The 19,246-nt window shown below is 48.7% G+C and carries 18 protein-coding genes, 1 tRNA gene and 1 pseudogene; 11 read left to right on the forward strand and 9 right to left on the reverse strand.

What is annotated here, in order from left to right; genetic code table 11:
* Positions 1–16: 16 nt before the first annotated feature.
* Positions 17–1,447: a 6-phospho-beta-glucosidase gene (locus ACJ8PI_RS15255; protein WP_319861274.1), complete on the forward strand. Its 1,431-nt coding sequence runs from the start codon at positions 17–19 to the stop codon at positions 1,445–1,447.
* Positions 1,448–1,461: 14 nt separating this feature from the next.
* On the opposite strand, the gene ACJ8PI_RS15260 is transcribed toward ACJ8PI_RS15255, so the two are convergent.
* From ACJ8PI_RS15260 to ACJ8PI_RS15275, 4 genes are all read right to left on the reverse strand, one after another.
* A complete protein-coding gene (locus ACJ8PI_RS15260; RefSeq protein WP_442528124.1) occupies positions 1,462–1,881 on the reverse strand; it encodes a putative T6SS immunity periplasmic lipoprotein in 420 nt (139 codons plus the stop codon).
* A gap of 22 nt (positions 1,882–1,903) precedes the next feature.
* Entirely contained in the window at positions 1,904–2,203 is a 300-nt protein-coding gene (locus ACJ8PI_RS15265; RefSeq protein ID WP_060419572.1) for a contact-dependent growth inhibition system immunity protein, read from the reverse strand.
* Between the two features lie 116 nt (positions 2,204–2,319).
* Positions 2,320–2,640, reverse strand: coding sequence for a contact-dependent growth inhibition system immunity protein (locus ACJ8PI_RS15270; RefSeq protein ID WP_145957317.1), 321 nt, complete (start codon positions 2,638–2,640; stop codon positions 2,320–2,322).
* Positions 2,641–2,644: 4 nt separating this feature from the next.
* A complete protein-coding gene (locus tag ACJ8PI_RS15275; RefSeq protein WP_164134789.1) occupies positions 2,645–3,469 on the reverse strand; it encodes an RNase A-like domain-containing protein in 825 nt (274 codons plus the stop codon).
* 383 nt (positions 3,470–3,852) lie between these two features.
* Here ACJ8PI_RS15275 and ACJ8PI_RS15280 point away from each other — a divergent pair, with 383 nt between their 5' ends.
* From ACJ8PI_RS15280 to ACJ8PI_RS15320, 9 genes are all read left to right on the forward strand, one after another.
* Entirely contained in the window at positions 3,853–4,095 is a 243-nt protein-coding gene (locus ACJ8PI_RS15280) for an ash family protein (protein ID WP_161764334.1), read from the forward strand.
* Positions 3,990–4,298: a hypothetical protein gene (locus ACJ8PI_RS15285; RefSeq protein WP_161764333.1), complete on the forward strand. Its 309-nt coding sequence runs from the start codon at positions 3,990–3,992 to the stop codon at positions 4,296–4,298. The genes ACJ8PI_RS15280 and ACJ8PI_RS15285 overlap by 106 nt, the downstream gene beginning before the upstream one ends.
* A gap of 224 nt (positions 4,299–4,522) precedes the next feature.
* Positions 4,523–5,647: an HNH endonuclease gene (locus ACJ8PI_RS15290; RefSeq protein WP_239509800.1), complete on the forward strand. Its 1,125-nt coding sequence runs from the start codon at positions 4,523–4,525 to the stop codon at positions 5,645–5,647.
* Positions 5,648–5,737: 90 nt separating this feature from the next.
* Positions 5,738–6,655 (forward strand): restriction endonuclease, encoded by a 918-nt coding sequence (locus tag ACJ8PI_RS15295; RefSeq protein ID WP_103799013.1) that lies wholly within the window; start codon positions 5,738–5,740, stop codon positions 6,653–6,655.
* A gap of 183 nt (positions 6,656–6,838) precedes the next feature.
* Complete coding sequence (locus tag ACJ8PI_RS15300; RefSeq protein WP_164134791.1) at positions 6,839–8,548, forward strand: class I SAM-dependent DNA methyltransferase; 1,710 nt, start codon at positions 6,839–6,841, stop codon at positions 8,546–8,548.
* Positions 8,538–9,950: a restriction endonuclease subunit S gene (locus ACJ8PI_RS15305; protein WP_164134814.1), complete on the forward strand. Its 1,413-nt coding sequence runs from the start codon at positions 8,538–8,540 to the stop codon at positions 9,948–9,950. The genes ACJ8PI_RS15300 and ACJ8PI_RS15305 overlap by 11 nt, the downstream gene beginning before the upstream one ends.
* Positions 9,943–11,136 (forward strand): DUF4268 domain-containing protein, encoded by a 1,194-nt coding sequence (locus tag ACJ8PI_RS15310; protein ID WP_164134792.1) that lies wholly within the window; start codon positions 9,943–9,945, stop codon positions 11,134–11,136. The genes ACJ8PI_RS15305 and ACJ8PI_RS15310 overlap by 8 nt, the downstream gene beginning before the upstream one ends.
* Entirely contained in the window at positions 11,136–14,270 is a 3,135-nt protein-coding gene (locus ACJ8PI_RS15315) for a type I restriction endonuclease subunit R (RefSeq protein WP_319861268.1), read from the forward strand. Before ACJ8PI_RS15310 ends, ACJ8PI_RS15315 begins: the two co-directional genes overlap by 1 nt.
* Positions 14,271–14,336: 66 nt before the next feature.
* Positions 14,337–15,557, forward strand: a complete 1,221-nt coding sequence (locus tag ACJ8PI_RS15320; RefSeq protein WP_164134794.1) for a DUF3644 domain-containing protein — start codon at positions 14,337–14,339, stop codon at positions 15,555–15,557.
* Positions 15,558–15,726: 169 nt separating this feature from the next.
* Here the strand turns inward: ACJ8PI_RS15320 and ACJ8PI_RS15325 are convergent.
* The 5 genes and pseudogenes from ACJ8PI_RS15325 to ACJ8PI_RS15345 all read right to left on the reverse strand — a co-directional run.
* Positions 15,727–15,879, reverse strand: a pseudogene (locus ACJ8PI_RS15325) (putative T6SS immunity periplasmic lipoprotein); the annotation flags it as partial.
* A gap of 95 nt (positions 15,880–15,974) precedes the next feature.
* Complete coding sequence (locus tag ACJ8PI_RS15330; RefSeq protein ID WP_076740887.1) at positions 15,975–16,355, reverse strand: putative T6SS immunity periplasmic lipoprotein; 381 nt, start codon at positions 16,353–16,355, stop codon at positions 15,975–15,977.
* Complete coding sequence (locus ACJ8PI_RS15335; RefSeq protein ID WP_076740886.1) at positions 16,352–16,876, reverse strand: type IV secretion protein Rhs; 525 nt, start codon at positions 16,874–16,876, stop codon at positions 16,352–16,354. Before ACJ8PI_RS15335 ends, ACJ8PI_RS15330 begins: the two co-directional genes overlap by 4 nt.
* A gap of 276 nt (positions 16,877–17,152) precedes the next feature.
* Positions 17,153–17,614: a hypothetical protein gene (locus ACJ8PI_RS15340; RefSeq protein WP_133160033.1), complete on the reverse strand. Its 462-nt coding sequence runs from the start codon at positions 17,612–17,614 to the stop codon at positions 17,153–17,155.
* A 383-nt stretch (positions 17,615–17,997) separates the two neighbouring features.
* Positions 17,998–18,082 (reverse strand) — tRNA-Leu (locus ACJ8PI_RS15345).
* 392 nt (positions 18,083–18,474) lie between these two features.
* Between ACJ8PI_RS15345 and ACJ8PI_RS15350 the strand changes: the two genes are divergently transcribed.
* On the forward strand, positions 18,475–19,242 hold the full coding sequence (locus ACJ8PI_RS15350) for a DeoR/GlpR family DNA-binding transcription regulator (protein WP_033636886.1): 768 nt from the start codon (positions 18,475–18,477) through the stop codon (positions 19,240–19,242).
* Positions 19,243–19,246: the final 4 nt, after the last annotated feature.

A 19,246-nucleotide genomic window follows, 5' to 3' on the forward strand; every position in this document is an offset into this window, starting at 1 on the left:
GACACCAGAGGATTGCATGTCTGACTCAACATTCCCTAAAGGATTTTTATGGGGCGGCGCTTTAGCCGCCAACCAGGCGGAAGGCGGCTATCGCGAGGGCGGCAAAGGGCTGACCACCGTCGATATGATCCCGCACGGCGCCAACCGCATGGCGGTCAAACTCGGGCTGGAGAAGCGCTTTAGCCTGCGCGACGACGAGTTTTACCCCAGCCACGACGCCATCGATTTCTACCACCGCTACCGCGACGACATCGCGCTGATGGCGGAGATGGGCTTTACCGTGTTCCGCACCTCCATCGCCTGGAGCCGGATTTACCCCAACGGCGACGAGTTGACGCCTAACGCCGAAGGCATCGCCTTCTACCGCAGCCTGTTCGAAGAGTGCCGCCAATACGGCATCGAGCCGCTGGTGACCCTGTGCCATTTCGACGTGCCGATGCACCTGGTGACCGAATACGGCTCCTGGCGCAGCCGCAGGATGGTGGAGTTCTTCACCCGCTACGCCCGCACCTGCTTCGAAGCCTTCGACGGGCTGGTGAAATACTGGCTGACCTTCAACGAGATCAACATCCTGCTGCACAGCCCGTTCTCCGGCGCGGGGTTGGTGTTTGAAGCGGACGAAAACCCCGAACAGGTGAAATACCAAGCCGCGCACCACGAACTGGTGGCCAGCGCGCTGGCGACGCGCATCGCCCACGAAGTGAACCCCGCCAACCAGGTGGGCTGCATGCTGGCCGGCGGCAACTTCTACCCGTGGTCCAGCAAGCCGGAAGACGTGTGGGCCGCGCTGGAGAAAGACCGCGAGAACCTGTTCTTTATCGACGTGCAGGCGCGCGGCGCTTATCCCTCCTACGCCGCCCGCGTCTTCCGCGAGAAAGGCGTGAGCATCGCAATGGCGCCGGAAGACGCCGACATCCTGAAGCACACCGTCGACTTCGTCTCCTTCAGCTACTACGCCTCGCGCTGCGCCTCCGCCGACATGAACGACAACAACAGCAGCGCCGCCAACGTGGTGAAATCGCTGGCGAACCCGCACGTGCCGCGCAGCGACTGGGGCTGGGGCATCGATCCGCTGGGGCTGCGCATCACCATGAACATGATGTACGACCGCTACCAAAAACCGCTGTTTCTGGTGGAAAACGGCCTGGGCGCGCACGACGAGTTCAATGCAGCAGGCGAGATTGAGGACGACTACCGCATCAGCTACCTGCGCGAACACATCCGCGCCATGGCCGACGCCATCGCCGACGGCGTGCCGGTGCTGGGTTACACCACCTGGGGCTGCATCGACCTGGTGGCCGCCTCAACCGGCGAAATGAGCAAGCGCTACGGCTTTGTCTACGTCGACCGCGACGACCAGGGCAACGGCACCCTCGCCCGCACCCGCAAGAAATCGTTCTGGTGGTATAAGAAGGTGATCGCAAGTAATGGGGGGGATTTGGGGTAAGTTGGGGATGGGGGTTAGCGTGGGGTGCGGAGGGCTTCCAACCTAAGTTGATTACCTTCCTGATGCACAACGAATTCGGCGACGAATTCACGCGCAGAGGGAAACTCACCCATCTGCTGTTTCTTGTGGGAGACCAGCTTCGCGGAGAAATGGTATTGCTGCCCCGGTGTAAATGCGTAGCCCTCATCAGGGACGCACTGATTGGGGGCGACATCCCGCAGCGGATCGAAGAATTTGAACGTGCGGCTCTGCGCCTCATCCAATCGGTAGATCGAGATGCCCGCGAGCTTTTCGTCTCCCTGCGGCTGGACGGTGATGCATACTTTGCCCTCACGCAGACTGGCGGTAGCGGGATAGTCTACGGGGATACGATCGCCTATCGACGGACAGCCGGCGAGCAGGAAGGGGAATGCGAGGGGGAAAATCCGTTTCATGATTACCTCAAACGCTGGGACTTCATTTGGTATGCGTCAATGACTTCGCGAGGGCACTACGCACCTGCTGCAAAAACGCGGGAACCGTTGTACCCCATAGCTCCGGGCTGAAGGTAAAGCCGAAACGTTGTCTGAACAATGACCCCACATTATCCTGCGCCAATAACGCATCTATCTCATTGACCAAAGCCTCGCGCTGCTGATGAGTCGCCAGACGAATGTACTCTGCGATCAGCGCAGTAATATCGCCCTCTGCATTTATCAGGTCATAATCTTGGCCAAAATAAACGACGATCAGGTTATCAAGTTCGCTGGTTTTCATCGGCTTATCTCGCAGGGAAGGCGCTAAGGATAAAGTAAGGTTTGCCACTACTGCGTATGAGCTCAATTACAACGCCAGGCCGAGATCCAGGCTCGAATAACTCGGCATCCTCTACGTTAATTAAAGCTGCCCAGCTTTTGTTCCGCTTTTCGTTGCAACATGGCAAAGAACACCACCGCGGTAGTGCCCCAGCTCTCTGGCACAAACTCATCTGAAAAATGCTCCGCCATGCCTTCGTCTATACGCCCTGCATAAGTAGCCTGAAACTCTTTAGTCTCCTCGAGGATATCACGGATGACTTGACTGCCGTTTTGCTCCAGGAAGCCGTCAATCACCCCCTCGGCCGTTTCGGCATCAGTAAACAGATCATAATCCTGACCAAAGTAAATACTGAATAACTTACTGAGTTCGCTGAAGTCTCCGTGCAATCTCATCATTACCTCAAAAGTCGGGAAACGCTGTCAGTATGAAGTAGGGTTTACCTTGAAACTGCTGATAGTGCAACACGACCTTTAATCGTGATGTTCTCACTAATTGCGTTGAATTTTTACTCAGGCCATAACCAATATCGCTGGACATAATATGGGTCAATTCAAGATTTGGCCTTCCCGCAGGATTCGTGGCCCACAGTTTTATCCACTCTTTATTTGCTTTTAACGCCGAGCTGACGGCGACCTCCGCGTCCCCTAATGATTTAAACGAAGAGGCCTTGTTCACTCGTGGATTTTTTAAACGCTCTAACAGTTGCTCTTTCGTCACCCCAACATGGCGTTTAATGGTATGCCCACCCGGTTTCATCCCCGTAGGGGACTCATGCTCAACCAGCTTAACCCGCCCCATGCGCACGGATGCGACTCGGGCTGCGCCAACCGCTCCGGCAAAGACAAAAGGAACGGCAATATCGACCGTTAAACCGACGTTATAGGCCGTTTCCCTATCGGCACCCAATGTTTGCGCCAATAAAACGGCAGACTGATAAGTGTCAGTCGTCGTTGGTTGCCCGGTAATCATCTGATTGGAAGCTGCCTTGATGCTGTCCAGGCTATGCGTTCCCACCACCACGCACCCGACTTTGGTGATAAACGTCGGATCCGGCGCATAGCACAATACCCCCGCCCCCATCAGCTCAACGACACTGCCGGCAAGCCCCAAACCGCCAAGCAGACGGTTACTGAGCGTTTCACCTTCAGTGACACTCTCATCAGACAGCACCGCCGCAAGCTGCACCGGCGACAGGGCAATACGCAACTCATCTTCATTCGCCATGTTCGTTCATTCGTGAATTAGCAAAGCCGTATGATTAACATAAGCTCTAGAAAGGATAAATACTGGAACGGTTAACGTCCCGCGATCGCGAATAAAGCTTATCCACCATAATATTCATTTAGCGACGGCATGTACTATTTAATATATTCCCGGTGTATATATAGGCAATATTTTCAGTGTCTAAGGCTACTGTAAATAACTGCGATCTGTATTCCAATCCTAAAAGTAAATTAACTGTAATTCCATACAGATTATTTTTTCCTTTTACTGATAACGCTATAGTTTTTCCGCTGCGGCAAAATCCGCAGCCGGAGTTAGCGTTCCGAACACTTACACAAGGCAGCATTATGTATATAATGTTGGGGCTTTAAACATCCAGAATTATGGTGGCCCAAGTGGGGGCTTCGCAAGAAGCGCCGGTTTCCTTCGTGTCCGGTAACGCTAACTCCGCTTGGGCTACCACCATGGGTTTAGCGTCTCATGTGGTAGTACGCATACTACACACTAAGGATAAAGACACATGGAAAATGTCGCCATCACCGAAAACACCACAAGTACCCTCACCCTCTACCGCCAACTGTTTAACCATCTCGAGCTTAGCGCACTTAATCCCACAGATCTCTTAGACCTGGCCGCACTCTCTGCCGAGCAGGCGGAAGGTCTGTGCCACGGGCTGATGCTGTTCGGCCAGTTACTGCAAAAGCACCCACAGTTGGACACTGAAGGCTGGGAGCAGATGAATCGCTACCTCAACGCCACGGCACATCTGGTTCCTGCGCTGTGTAACCTTTATGGGCGGGCGTTGCGGGAGATGGAAACCTGCGGCTAACGTAAATGACAATCAGGGCGATGCTCATCGCCCTTCGTAATCACGCTTTTCCAATAGATCTGACTGACATATCACAACAAAAGCATTCATCAAGGTAGGCATTCCCTCCCCTACCTGGCATAGTTAACGCATTCGGTAAATCGATGAGTTAACTGCTGGGTATTGATGCATACTGCTCTCGTCAGCAAGCACATTACTCAGAGTCTGCTCGGTAATGTGAGGACGTGGTTTTGGCAACTGCAATAGAGGCGTTATCTTCAAAAGAATCCGTTTTAAAAGCCATCGAAGAATATAAAAAACTTGGCCGAGATGAATTCTTAAAAAAACATAAAATAAAGAAATTTAAAAAACAAACCCTTCTTTATAATGGCGAGAAGTACGATATCCGCGGCATTGCCGCTAGAGCATACAGTGAGCAGCATGGCTATCCGTTAAAGGGAATAAATGCCGATAGCGGCACGGAAAAAGCCATCCAATATCTCAAAGATCTCGGTTTTGAGCTCGTCGAAACACCGCATCCTTTTGACTACTTAACCGAAGGCAAGCTGTACACACGCAAAGCGCTTATCGAGCTCTACGGTGGGCAGCTGCAAGGCGGTATCTGGACCCCACGGGAATTCCCGGTGATCTTTATCTTCACCGGAGAAAGCGGTGAAACCTACGGCTACAAAGATGGATGGACAGCCGAAGGCAGCTTCTCTTATACGGGAGAAGGCCAAAAAGGCCCTATGGAATTTATTCGGGGTAATAAATCCATCCGCGACCATAAAAAAGACGGCAAAGACATCTTCCTGTTCGAAGACAACAAGAAAGAAAAAGGCGTTCGCTATCTTGGCATGTTTGAGTGCGACTCTTGGGATCACATTCAGTGCTTAGACTTCGAAAATAACATGCGGCAAGGCATTACCTTTAACCTGTTCAAAGTCTCGTCACTGCACGCGGTTGAAGAAGAAGCAGAAACCGATGAAGCTGATACACAGACAGAGGCGCTCGAGCAGTTGCGCAAGAAGGCACTTCAGTCCTCAAAGCAATCAGGCCAGCGCCAACAGAGTGACAGCAAAAAATCCTGGTTCAAACGCAGCGAAGACGTAAAAAAATACGTGCTACGACGCGCTAATGGCATCTGTGAAGCCTGCGACCAACCTGCACCGTTCATGAAAAGGAACGGTGAGCCCTACCTCGAACCCCATCACACTAAACGCCTAGCCGACGAAGGCCCCGATCACCCTCAGTGGGTGGGCGCTATCTGCCCGACTTGCCATCGACGGATTCATAGTGGGGTGGATGGGAAAGAGGTGAATAAGAAGTTGATGGTGAAGTTGGAGTTGAAAGAGGCAGCTACCGGTTAAAAGTTGCCTACAACAGCGTGCTACCTGTCAACTTCAAAACGAGTTTGTGCAGTATCATAGGAATAATAAGGAAAAACAGGGAACCTCAGCATGTCAGTACCTACCTACGACCAATTCATCGAGCCAGTGCTTCGCTTTTTGGCAACTAAGCCCGAAGGCGCACTTGCTCGGGAAGTGCAAGATGCAGCAGCAGACATACTCAACCTAAACGAAGAACAACGGGCAGAGACTATTGCCAGCGGCCAATTGGTTTATAAGAACCGTACCGGCTGGGCTCACGATCGTTTGAAACGTGCTGGGCTCTCGCACAGCTTATCCAGAGGCAAATGGTGCTTAACCGCCAAAGGCATCGACTGGTTAAAGCAGCATCCAAACCCGCTCACTGCAGCAGAAGTCGAGCATCTCGCTTTGGCTTATACCAACGTCAAACTTCAACAAAATAGTGATGCGGTGGATTTGGACCCGGTTACAGAGCCCCTTCTCACTGAAGCGATGTTAACAAATAGCCCAGACGATCGCCTGGAGCAATCAATCAAAGAGATCCGTGATGCGGTTGCAACGGAACTGCTGGAGAATCTAAGCCAGGTATCCCCAGGCCGCTTCGAAGTTATCGTGTTGGATGTGCTGCACCGTTTAGGCTACGGCGGCCACCGCGATGATTTAAAGCGTGTCGGAGGCAGCGGTGATGCGGGGATTGATGGCGTAATTTCTTTAGACAAGCTCGGCTTAGAAAAAGTGTATGTGCAAGCCAAACGCTGGCAAAACACCGTAGGCCGCCCTGAGTTGCATGCATTCTACGGTGCACTTGTGGGACAAAAGGCCAAACGAGGGGTATTCATCACGACATCTGGCTTTACTAAACATGCCGTTGCCTACGCGCAATCGGTAGAAGGCATGGTATTGATCGACGGCAACCGATTGGTACATCTGATGATGGACAATGAGGTGGGTGTTAGTTCAACGTTGCTGAAGGTTCCTAAACTCGATAGCGACTACTTCGACCAGTGATCCCCTTGCAAAATCGGTAATTTCTTAGAGGTCGAGCACATATCTCCTGGCCGATGTGTGGCCATGCCGTATTTTGTCCCTTTAGTTGGCTTATGTCGTTTAAGATTGCTCTGCTTGCGGGTATCATTTTGCGATACACATTCCAAATGACTAGTTCAGATTTAGCGTTTCTTGAGGATTTTCATGAATAACAACGAGCAGCTTTTCTTAAACGAGCTGGATAACAAATTTTGGAAGGCCGCCGACAAGCTGCGTGCCAATATGGATGCCGCCAACTACAAGCATGTAGTCCTGGGGCTGATCTTTCTAAAATATGTTTCCGATGCCTTCGAGGCTCGCCAGCAGGAGCTGATCACTTTGTTCCGCGATGTTGGCAACCCGGACAACATCTATGCCATGTCACGCGACGATTACGATTCTGATGAAGAGTACGCTCAAGCGATCCAGGAAGAACTAGAGGTCGAAGATTACTACACCGAGAAAAACGTCTTCTGGGTACCCAAAGCCGCACGCTGGGAAACGCTGAAAAACAAAGCCATGCTGCCGACCGGGACGGTATTGTGGGTCGATAAGACCACAGGCCAAGAAATTAAACTGCGATCGGTCTCTTGGCTTATCGACAATGCGCTGGATGAAATTGAAAAAACCAACCCAAAACTGAAAGGTATTTTGAACCGCATCAGCCAATTCCAGCTGGGCAATGAGGTTTTGACTGGCCTCATCAACACCTTCTCCGACGCAAACTTCAGCAAACCAGAATATAACGGCGAGAAGCTAAGCTTAAAAAGCAAAGATATTCTTGGACACGTTTACGAATATTTCCTTGGCCAGTTCGCGCTGGCAGAAGGCAAGCAGGGTGGCCAGTACTACACACCAAAAAGTATCGTTACGCTGATTGTCGAAATGCTGCAGCCATATAACGGGCGCGTGTATGACCCGGCAATGGGTTCCGGTGGGTTCTTCGTCTCTAGCGATCGTTTTATTGAAGAACACGCGGGTGAGAAAAATTACAACGCTGCTGAACAGAAACGCAATATCTCCGTCTACGGCCAGGAGTCGAACCCGACTACCTGGAAACTGGCAGCGATGAACATGGCGATCCGAGGCATCGACTTTAACTTCGGCAGCAAAAACGCCGATACCCTTCTGGACGATCAGCACCCGGATCTGCGAGCCGACTTCGTGATGGCTAACCCGCCGTTCAACATGAAAGAGTGGTGGAACGCGAAGCTGGAAAATGACGTGCGCTGGAAGTACGGTACACCACCGCAGGGTAACGCTAACTTTGCGTGGATGCAGCACATGATCCATCATCTGGCGCCAAAAGGCTCAATGGCGCTGCTGTTGGCCAACGGTTCGATGAGTTCCAACACCAATAACGAAGGCGAAATCCGTCGCAACCTGATCGAAGCGGATTTGGTGGAGTGCATGGTAGCACTGCCGGGGCAGCTGTTTACTAACACCCAAATCCCGGCCTGTATCTGGTTCTTGACCAAAGATAAATCTGGCGGCAACGGTAAAGCGCACCGTAAGGGCGAAGTGCTGTTTATCGACGCCCGACAAATTGGCTTTATGAAAGACCGCGTACTGCGTGATTTCACCCGCGAGGATATCGCCAAAATTGCCGACACCTTCCACGGCTGGCAGGAAGATAAAGATTACCAGGACGAAGCCGGATTCTGCTTCTCAGCCACGCTGGAGAATATTCAGAAAAACGACTTTGTGCTAACCCCAGGGCGTTATGTTGGCGCTGCTGAGCAGGCAGAAGATGATGAGCAATTTGCAGAGAAGATGGCGCGACTGACGGCGCAGCTTAAAACTCAGATGGAAGAGAGTGCTAAACTGGAAGCACAGATTAAGACGAACCTGTGGGGGCTGGGTTATGAGTTTTGAAGAACAGCGTCTCGAGGAGCTTTGCGAATTAGTTATTGATTGCCCCCACTCCACGCCAAAATGGACGGATGAGGGTTTTATTGTTCTTCGAAATCAAAATATTCGTAATGGTGTATTAGATCTCTCAACACCGAGTTTTACAGATGAAGATGGCTACAAGAACAGAATTAAGCGGGCAAAACCTAAGGCGAATGATATCGTTTTTACTCGCGAAGCCCCAATGGGCGAGGTTTGCTTAATTCCTGAAGGTATTGAGTGTTGCCTTGGCCAGCGCCAAGTATTATTAAGAGCTAATAGTAAAGTTGATCCTTACTATTTATTTTGGGCCTTACAATCTCCCTATGTGCAACATCAAATTTCTTGGAATGAAGGTACGGGAACAACAGTAAGCAATGTGCGAATTCCTGTACTCAAGGATTTGAAAATTCCTCGATTGGGAGTAGCTGAGTCTTGGATTGCAAAAACAATGACTTCTTTAGCATTGAAATCTCAGATAAATAAAAAAATCAACCAAACCCTCGAGCAAATGGCGCAAGCCCTGTTCAAAAGCTGGTTTGTCGATTTTGAACCTGTAAAAGCAAAAATCGCAGCGCTGGAAGCGGGTGGTTCTCAGGAAGACGCGACGCTGGCGGCCATGACGGCGATTTCCGGGAAAGATGCTGATGCGCTGGTGGTTTTTGAGCGTGAATCCCCAGAAAAATATGCTGAGTTAAAAGCTACGGCAGAGCTGTTCCCGTCCGCGATGCAGGATAGCGAGTTGGGGGAGATTCCTGAAGGGTGGGAGGTTTCGGATATAAAATCTTCTGTGAGTGAACTTCGTAGGGGGATTTCACCAAAATACACTGACGATGCTGATGGCATAATGGTAATAAACCAAAAGTGTATAAGAAATCATACAATTAACTTTTCCCTTTCCCGTCGCCATGATGGAAAAAAAAGGTCGATATCTGGTAGGGAATTACAAGTGGGAGATGTTCTTGTTAACTCAACAGGGGTTGGAACCTTAGGGCGTTTAGCTCCCGTTCGCTATAAATCGGAAATTCTAATTGCCGACAGTCATGTTACTGTCGTACGTGCTGACACAAAAAAAATAACTAAATCTTTCTTATCAGAATTATTGACAAAGCATGAGAAACACATTGAGTCCAGTGGTTCTGGGAGTACTGGACAAACTGAGTTACGAAGAGAGACTTTAGAGGAAATAAAATTCCCATGCCCTCCAGTTATTTTAGGTCGGCTGTTTGATAAGATTATTAATAATTTCAATAATAAAATTTCTATCATGGAAGAACAAATGATTGCCCTTTCAAATCTGCGTGACACCCTTCTCCCCAAACTCCTCTCTGGCGAAATCACCCTGCCGGAAGCCGAGCAGGCGGTAAGCGAGGTGGAAAATGTATAAAATTGATACACCTACTAACAGCCTACACTCCCTGCAAGAAGTCTCATTCAGTAGCCTTGGTTTCACCGAGCGCTATCACTTGCAGGAGTGGCTGGCAAAAAATCCGCAGGCGCTGACTCAAAAAGACGACAAAGAAGACGAACTGCTGATTATCCAAAAAGAGTTTGCGGGCTTTGACGATACCAAAGAGCGCCTTGACCTGCTGGCTATCGATAAACAGCGCAATCTGGTGATTATCGAAAACAAGCTCGATGACTCCGGACGTGACGTGGTGTGGCAAGCGCTGAAATACGCAGGTTACTGCGCCAACCTGCGCAAAGATCAGATCCTCGACATCTTCCAGCTTTATCTTGATAAATACGAACCGGAAGAAACTCGCCCGGCGGCTGAAGTGATGGCGGAATTTCTGGAGTGTGAAAGCCTGGATGAAGTGCAAATCAACCAGAACCGTACTCAGCGAGTGATGATGGTGGCGGCCAGCTTCCGTAAAGAAGTGACCAATACCGCGCTATGGCTGATGCAGTTTGGCCTGCGGGTGCAGTGCTTTAAAGTTAAGCCGTACAAATTCAACGATGATGTATTTGTCGATATTCGGCAGGTAATTCCGACGCCGGAAGCGGAATCCTTCATGATCGGCATGGCGCAGAAAGAGGCTGAAGAGCAGTCAACCAGCAGCGAATTGAAAACCCGACATCAGATGCGCAAAGCCTTCTGGACAAAGATGCTGGAGTGCCTCAAAGCCAGCTCCTGTAACGTGTATAACAATATCAGCCCCTCTACCGATCACTGGATCAGCGCGGGTTCCGGTATTAGCGCCGTGTCGTATAACCTGATTTTCAGTAAAAAAGAGATTCGGGTTGAGCTGTGGATTGCCAAAGCCTCCGCAGAGAGTAATACCTTTGCTTTTAACTGGCTGCATGAGCACAAAGAGGCAATTGAAAACGCGTTTGGCCATCCGCTTAAGTGGGAGCCTCTGCCGGGTAAAAAATCGTGTCGAATTTCCTATGCCAGCCCGGCCATCAGCCTCGATGAAGCCAACTGGCCTGAGATGATCGACTGGCTGCTGGTAAACCTGACAGCGTTTGAAAAAGCGCTCGCTCCCTTTATTGCCCCACTAAATATGGCGCTCAAAGAGATTTCAAACGCACCGGAAGAAATGGAAGAAACCGAGACAGAGGAAGCCTGATGCTGAGTGAAGACGATTTAGAACAGCAAAGCCTGCAGTGGTTTGCTGAACTGGGCTGGGAAGTATTGCACGGACCGGATATTGCGCCCGACGGTGATAATCCGCTGCGTGCTTCGTTCCACGATGTGTTTTTGCGCCCGGTACTACTGGATCAGTTGCAAAAGATTAACCCACATCTCCCAGTTGCCGTGTTGGATGAGGTGATACTGCGTATCGCCCATGCACAAAGCCCGGACCTAATCGTCAGTAACAAAGCCTTCCATCACCTGCTGCTCGACGGCGTGCCGATACAGTACAAGCAGGACGATAAGGTTATCCACGATAAAGCACTGTTGATGGATTTTAACCATCCGAAGAATAATCGCTTTACGGTGGTCAATCAGGTAGCCATCCAGGGGACGAAGCAGGTACGTCGCCCGGATGTCATCTGCTATATCAACGGTCTGCCAATAGCAGTTATCGAACTAAAAAGTCCCGTTGATGCCAATGCCGATATCTGGGCGGCATTTAATCAGTTACAGACCTATAAAAACGAACTCAGCGATTTGTTTATCTGCAACGAAGCGCTGGTAGTCAGCGACGGCTATAACGCCCGCATTGGTTCCCTTACCGCGAACGAAGAACGTTTCCTGCCATGGAAAACGCTGACCAATGAAGATGACAAACCTCTGTTTGAGTGGCAACTTGAAACGGTAGTTAAAGGATTCTTTAACCGTGAATTGCTACTCGACTATATTCGCTACTTCATCCTGTTTGAAAACGACGGTAAACGACTGATTAAAAAGATTGCCGCTTATCATCAATTCCATGCCGTGCGAGAAGCGGTGGCAGCGACAATTGTGGCCTCTACCGGTAAACACTTGCCGCTACGCAGCAACATCACGCCAGGCAGTAAAAAAGCGGGCGTAGTTTGGCATACTCAAGGTTCTGGGAAGAGTATTTCAATGTGCTGCTATGCCGGGAAGCTGCTGCAACAGGCAGAAATGAACAACCCGACCATCGTGGTAGTGACCGACCGTAACGATCTCGACGGACAACTTTATGCCACGTTCTGCCAGGCGCAAGATTTGCTTAAGCAGGAACCGTTGCAGGCGAACGACCGCGACCAACTCCGCGAGATGCTCAATGCCCGTGAATCAGGCGGAATTATTTTTACCACCGTACAAAAATTTGCCCCGCTGGACGGCGAAAAAACTCACCCAGCGCTCAATCTACGCAGCAATATCGTCGTCATTTCCGATGAGGCGCACCGCAGCCAATATGGCCTTAATGCCACGTTGGATCGCGAAACAGGCGCTTATAAGTACGGTTACGCCAAACATATGCGCGATGCATTACCCAATGCATCGTTTATGGGCTTTACCGGAACACCTGTATCTTCCGAAGATAAAGATACTCGCGCGGTATTTGGTGATTACGTCTCTATCTACGATATTCAGGATGCAGTGGAAGATGGCGCAACCGTGCCTATCTACTATGAATCACGTCTGGCAAAACTCGACCTTAACCACGAAGAGCTGGAAACGCTCTCTGAGCAAGTTGATGAGTTGGTCGAAGACGAAGAAACCGATCAGAAAGAGAAAACTAAAGGCGACTGGAGCCGCCTGGAAAAACTTGTAGGTTCTGAACCGCGTATCAATCAGGTGGCTGCCGATCTGGTTCAGCATTTTGAGGCCCGTAATGCCACAATGAATGGCAAAGCGATGATTGTTGCCATGAGCCGTGAAATCTGCGTGAAACTGTATAATTCATTGGTCACCTTACGTCCGGAATGGCACAGCGATGATGTTGAGAAGGGTGAAATCAAAATCATCATGACCGGCTCAGCCTCCGATAATAAATTCCTGCAGCCGCACATCTACAATAAGCAGACCAAAAAACGCCTTGAAGCGCGCTTTAAAGATCTCAACGATCCGCTAAAACTGGTGATTGTGCGCGATATGTGGCTTACCGGGTTTGATGCCCCCTGCTGCCATACCATGTATATCGACAAGCCAATGCGCGGACATAACCTAATGCAGGCCATTGCACGCGTTAACCGAGTCTTTAAAGACAAACCTGGCGGGTTGGTGGTCGATTACATCGGGATTGCTAACGAGCTGAAGCAAGCTTTGAAAACCTATACCGATTCAAAAGGTAAGGGGCAGACCACTATCGATGCTCATGAAGCTTTCGCTATTCTGCTTGAAAAGCTGGATGTGATTCACGGCATGTTTGCCAAAACACCAACCGCTGCCGGGTTTGATTACACTGGTTTTGAAGAAGTACCCCAACGGTTTTTACTCAAAGCTGCAGATTACGTGCTGGGCCTCGATGATGGTAAAAAACGCTTTTTTGATGTCGTACTGGCAATGAACAAAGCCTGGTCACTGTGCAGTACGCTGGATGAAGCCAAACCATTGCAAAAAGAGATAGCGTTTCTGTCAGCGGTGAAAGTGGCGATTATCAAGCTGACGACAACCGACAAGAAATTCAGCCAGTCAGAGAAAAACACGCTGCTCGGTAAAATCCTTGATAACGCTATTATTGCGACCGGGGTGGATGATGTGTTTGCACTGGCGGGGTTGGGAAAACCCAATATCGGCTTACTTTCAGAAGAGTTTTTAGAAGAAGTGCGTGAAATGCCTCAGCGTAATCTGGCCGTTGAATTGCTAGAGAAGTTGTTGAACGACGGTATTCATGCTCGCACAAAAAATAACGTAGTACAGGAGAAAAAGTATTCAGATCGCCTTAGGGCCGTATTGCTTAAGTACAATAACCGCGCAATAGAAACTGCACAGGTAATTGAAGAGCTTATACAGATGGCTAAAGAGTTCCAAGAAGCCATGGCGCGCGACGATGCTCTAGGTCTCAATCCGGATGAGATCGCGTTCTACGATGCATTAGCAGAAAACGAAAGTGCTGTGCGTGAACTAGGTGACGAAACACTCAAAAAACTGGCAATTGAAGTTACCTTGAAACTGCGGCAGTCCACTACGGTAGACTGGCAAGTACGAGAAAGTGTGCGTGCCAGACTGCGTATTTTAGTAAGACAGACACTGCGTAAATATAAATATCCTCCGGATAAAACCGCAGGTACCGTTGAGCTTATTTTGAAACAAGCCGAGGTTGTTTCGAATAGTTGGACTAGCTAATAAATATAAAGGGAGGGCACCTCACCTCCCATCTCTAATAATTTAGGCTTGCGAGGATAACATCTGATGAATCGTTCAACAAAACAGTTGAAACTCTTGGACTCACTTAGATTACATGAAAAAAACAATCATAAGTTCTCTATAAAAGATCTTGTTAACTCTACCGGCTACAATGAAAATAGCATCAGAAAATATATTAATGAAAAGTTAAACGGCGTTTACTTACACCCAATCAATGAAAAAGAATGGCGATGCGATGGGCTATTAAAATTATCAAATGATGATTTTATAAGAATGATGTCTCAATCTTTGAAAGCAAAAACCGTCACACCTGAGTTGAAGATATATAAAGGACTATTAAAGCGCAGTTTAGATGCTTTCATCCTTTCACTTGAAGTATATAACAGGCCAAGCTTAGATAACCGTGTTGAAGCATTTTGCATTCTTTCAATAAATGCGTGGGAATTATTGCTTAAGGCTGAATTAATTAAAGCGCTAAGTTTGGATACTGTATTCAAGTCTAGTGGCCATTCGATTAGTATAAGTGATGCACTAAATAAAAGATTACAACAGAATGATCCCGTCAGGAAGAATCTAGAAACACTAGTTGAATTACGAGATAGCGCGATACACTTACTTATCCCTGAATTACAGCCCGAGTTGTCAAGACTCTTCCAAGCAAATGTACTGAACTATCAACAGCGATATTTAAATGAAACAGGTTCATCACCGTTATCAGGCCAAAGCATTGGAATGCTCAGCTTAGTTATTGATGGTCCACAGAGTGACATCTCTATTATTAAAGAAAACTATGGGAGTATGACAGCAGCAGTAGCTGAAGAGTTTCTGGGAAGATTCAATAAAAATGCAAGTGAATATGATTCTGTAGAATTCACAATACCAGTGGACTATAAGTTAACGCTAACAAAAAATACTAAAGAGAGTGATTTGTCATTAGGCATAGGTGAGAAAGGTCATAATGCCATTATTATTAGAGAGGTCAGAGATCCCGATATCACCCATCCTTATTATGAAGGGACAGCCATTGAAAGAATAAACAACCAGCAAAGTGAATTCTCGATCACTCGATATTCATTCAGAGCTGTAATTAGTAAACACAAAGTTCAAAACAACAAGAAGTCCCCTATGCATTTTGAAATTGACAAGAGACATAGATACTCTGAAAAGTTCGTAATATGGTTTGTAGATAGTTTGAAACAGCCAGAATGGTTAGATGATGCAATCAGTTATTTAAAGAATAAGAAAGGGAAAAAGACAGCTAGTTAATTATTCTGATATAGCAGCTATGCATGCGCCGTCGTAATTAGCTGCTAATTTTTCATAGTAAAACAGAGTTTTTAAACAGCTAGACAAATCATTTAAATTAATCCTAGCAACACATATATTCCTATCACCTTCATGAATAGCACCATTTAGAAAGAAATAAAACTCATTAAAGGGACTCTTCTCTTTCCATGTCATCCTTATCAACAAAAACGCAGATCTTGCTACCTACAGTCGTTGCTTTTGCCGGGCGTAAATTGACTTTATCCCCCATAGGGCAATCAGAGATAAAAAGAGGGATAAAGAGTAAGAGGAGTTTTTTCATAGTGGCAGCCCTGCGCTTCCAGTTACCGATTGAATTCCTATAGAATTAATAAATCATTCTCATGACAATAATTAGCTGAAAAATATCGTTAAACTCTAATCAGACTTCAACATAATACTTTCACCTTTCTTCATCACAACAAAACTGGTTCGATATGAATTCAGCGGTGTTCTTACCAACACGGTGTATCCTTCACCAGCGATAAAACTAAATTCACCGACACCTGGAACACATTTGTTGGCCTCCAACGTTATCGGGCTGTAAGCATATGATTTTTCGTATACGTAGGTATAGCCCCCTTGCTTCCAGATGGCGATATTCAGTATGGATTCGTTTTTTACGATATCGCTCTCATTAAAAAAGACGCAGACTTTACCGTCTACGATCTTACTTTGTACTTGATAGAGATTAAACCTGTCACCGATTGGGCAACCCGAGATAAAAAGAGGAAGAAGAAGGAATAAATATTTTCTCATAATGGCAGCCCTGCGCTTCTGATAATGGGGTGAAATTGTGACAATGTCCTTCTGTCCACTATCCCGATGAGTTTCCTGTTTGGCAAGCGGAAGAAGGTATTCGCCCCATATCTCTTGAGAATGAAATAGTCCGCAATTATCGATGCCTGCTGTTCCATGCTGTAGTGGCGCAGCAAAGGTTTATCAAGCCGATATTGATAACTTACCGCCCAACTGAGAAGCCCACGGGTGCGTACCCACATGCCCTTTTGGTGCTGCCAAACGTGTGCCATCTCATGAATGAAAAGATGCTGAGCTTCAGGATCCTGGCTCGCATAATCTCTTTCATAGAGTGACCTACGAAAGTACAACTCCCCATTCGGGCTCATCGCCGTGTACTGATTCTGGAGCCCAAACGGCAGGTAGCTGTCGCAGTGAACCAACACGCTCTGATAGAAAATGGTGCTGCCAAACACCGAACGCGCCAGATTGACTTCGCCCGGTGTTAACGCCCGCGTGATCCCTTCCTGTTGTGGCTCCATCCTGGAACTCCTTGATCCGAAAGAGTTCAATGAAACGTCATTTTAACCTTTAGGGTCAATCAGATCGGCCTTAGGAAAGCATCAGGAAGATCCGGTTTTTACTGAGGTGAGAAGCGCATCACCTCGTGGCTGATAATTGAAAGTAGTCATACAAGGCAAACTTCTAACACAAAAAAGCCACCTCTCGGTGGCTTCTTGTTTGCACTGTACTAACGCTGCCAGATGATAAGCTACCGCCCTCATCTCCATTAACGTAGTCACACATTCAGCGTGTTTTTAAATATCACGCCTGAAGTTGCAAGAGGTCTTATCTGTGCAAATCACCGACGGTAAGTATTTATCCTCCCGCACCTTGGTTGGGATAACCGCACACTGTTTGCTCAGTTCTAGCCTGCGTGTTGCTCTAACGGTCATCGACTTATCTTGGGGAATAACGAAATTAACTTCGATTTTTTCTGGCTTGTCTCCAAACCACAAGCCAATCGTACCTTTGGCCTGTACCATCTCCTCTCCTTTCTCATCAAAAACATAGTAACTGCCAGTGCCACTACGATTTTCTAGTATACGGATTGGACCGCTGGGATAATTATTGGCAATGGCATCATTCTCCCACAAATCTCGTACACAATATGCCATCCCTGCTGTACCCGGTGTTCCCGTAAAAGTATCCACAACTTTATTCGTACTGCAAGCTGACAAAGCAAGAAAGGACAGAAAAAATAGAGGTTTAATAGACATTTAATCAAAGCATCCTTGGCTTTATTTTGGAAATGCTTATCATATCACTGACACACCTTAATGAGAATGAATATCAATATCACATGTGTAATGCATCTCTATACGAATTTGCCAACTGATGCGCTAGATGCGCTAGATAAGCTATTTTACCAGATCGATGATGAGCCTTCTCACTGGGCAGCCATCGTGCCAGTTGCATTAGCAAATTTCGGTCAAATCAGTCTCAGTAGCACTGCGCAAGGCGTATCGCAATTATGAATGACCCCAAGACACATAACTCTACTTAGGAGGTAGCAAGGAACAAAGGCAGGGGGTTGTTTGCAACCAAATTCTAGGCACAAAAAAACCACCTTTCGGTGGCTTCTTGTTCGCGCGGTACTTAATGGTGCCGAAGGCCGGACTCGAACCGGCACGTATCTCTACGGTTGATTTTGAATCAACTGCGTCTACCGATTTCGCCACTTCGGCACTGAAGTAGTATGCGGAAAACGGGTGCATTATACCTTCCCGCGATCGTCACGCAACACTTATCCGTTGTTCAATGAGTTAAGTGTCGAAAAAAGCGCCGCAGCGCACGTTTGCCTGCCCTTCCTCGCCGCTTTCCCGCCCCGCCCGCTTCACAAACCTTGTGGCGCGTCACATTAATTATCACAACATGGTGTTGCACGAAAAAACGCCGAGAAAAGCCAATAATAAGTAATTAATCATAAAGTTAAATAACAAAATCGCCCCAGTCCCCACGCCGGCATTTGTGATAACTGTCGCTTACTTGTTAATCGCGATGGTTGAAGATGTTCCTCCATAACAAAAAATAACAGCTTCGCGGCGCCCCTGCCGCCGCCGGGGCCACAGGAGCGAACATGATCCCGTCTGAACGCCGCGATTACATCTATCGCTATGTGCATGAATACCAGCTGGCGAGCATCAGCGCGCTGTCGGAGCTGATGAGCGTCTCCCACATGACGGTGCGGCGCGATATCCGCGTGCTGGAAGAGCAAGGCAAGGTGGTCAGCGTCAGCGGCGGCGTGCGCCTGAGCGAGGCGCTGCGCCAGGAGCTGGCCTATTGCGAGAAGGCGCAGCTGCACCATCGCCACAAGCGCGAGATCGGCAAATACGCCGCCGGCTTGGTGGAAGACGGTCAGGTGGTCTATCTGGACGCCGGCACCACCACCTTCGAGATCGCCCGCAGTCTGGCGGAGCGCTTCAATCTGACGGTAGTCACCAACGATTTCTCCATCATCCAGCACCTGATGAATCGCCCGCAGCTCAGCCTGTTCCACACCGGCGGCCAGGTGGATCAGCGCAACTACTCCTGCGTCGGCAACAGCGCCGCCATGCTGTTGCGCAGCCTGAATATCGACGTGGCTTTCATCAGCACCAGCTCGTGGGATCTGGAGCACGGCCTCTCCACGCCGCACGAGGAGAAGGTGCTGGTCAAGCAGGCGCTGCTGGAGGTCGCCCGCCGCCGGGTGCTGGTCTCCGACAGCAGCAAGTACGGCAAATACGGCATGTTCCGCGTCTGTCCGCTGGAGGCGCTGAGCGACATCATCTGCGACGCCGCGCTGCCGCCGGAGGCGCAGCAGCTGCTGCGCGAGCGCGGTCTGCAACTGCACAACGTCCAACTCTGATAAC

Source organism: Serratia sp. CY82433, from assembly GCF_052166535.1.
GTDB classification, from domain to species: Bacteria; Pseudomonadota; Gammaproteobacteria; order Enterobacterales; family Enterobacteriaceae; genus Serratia; species Serratia sarumanii.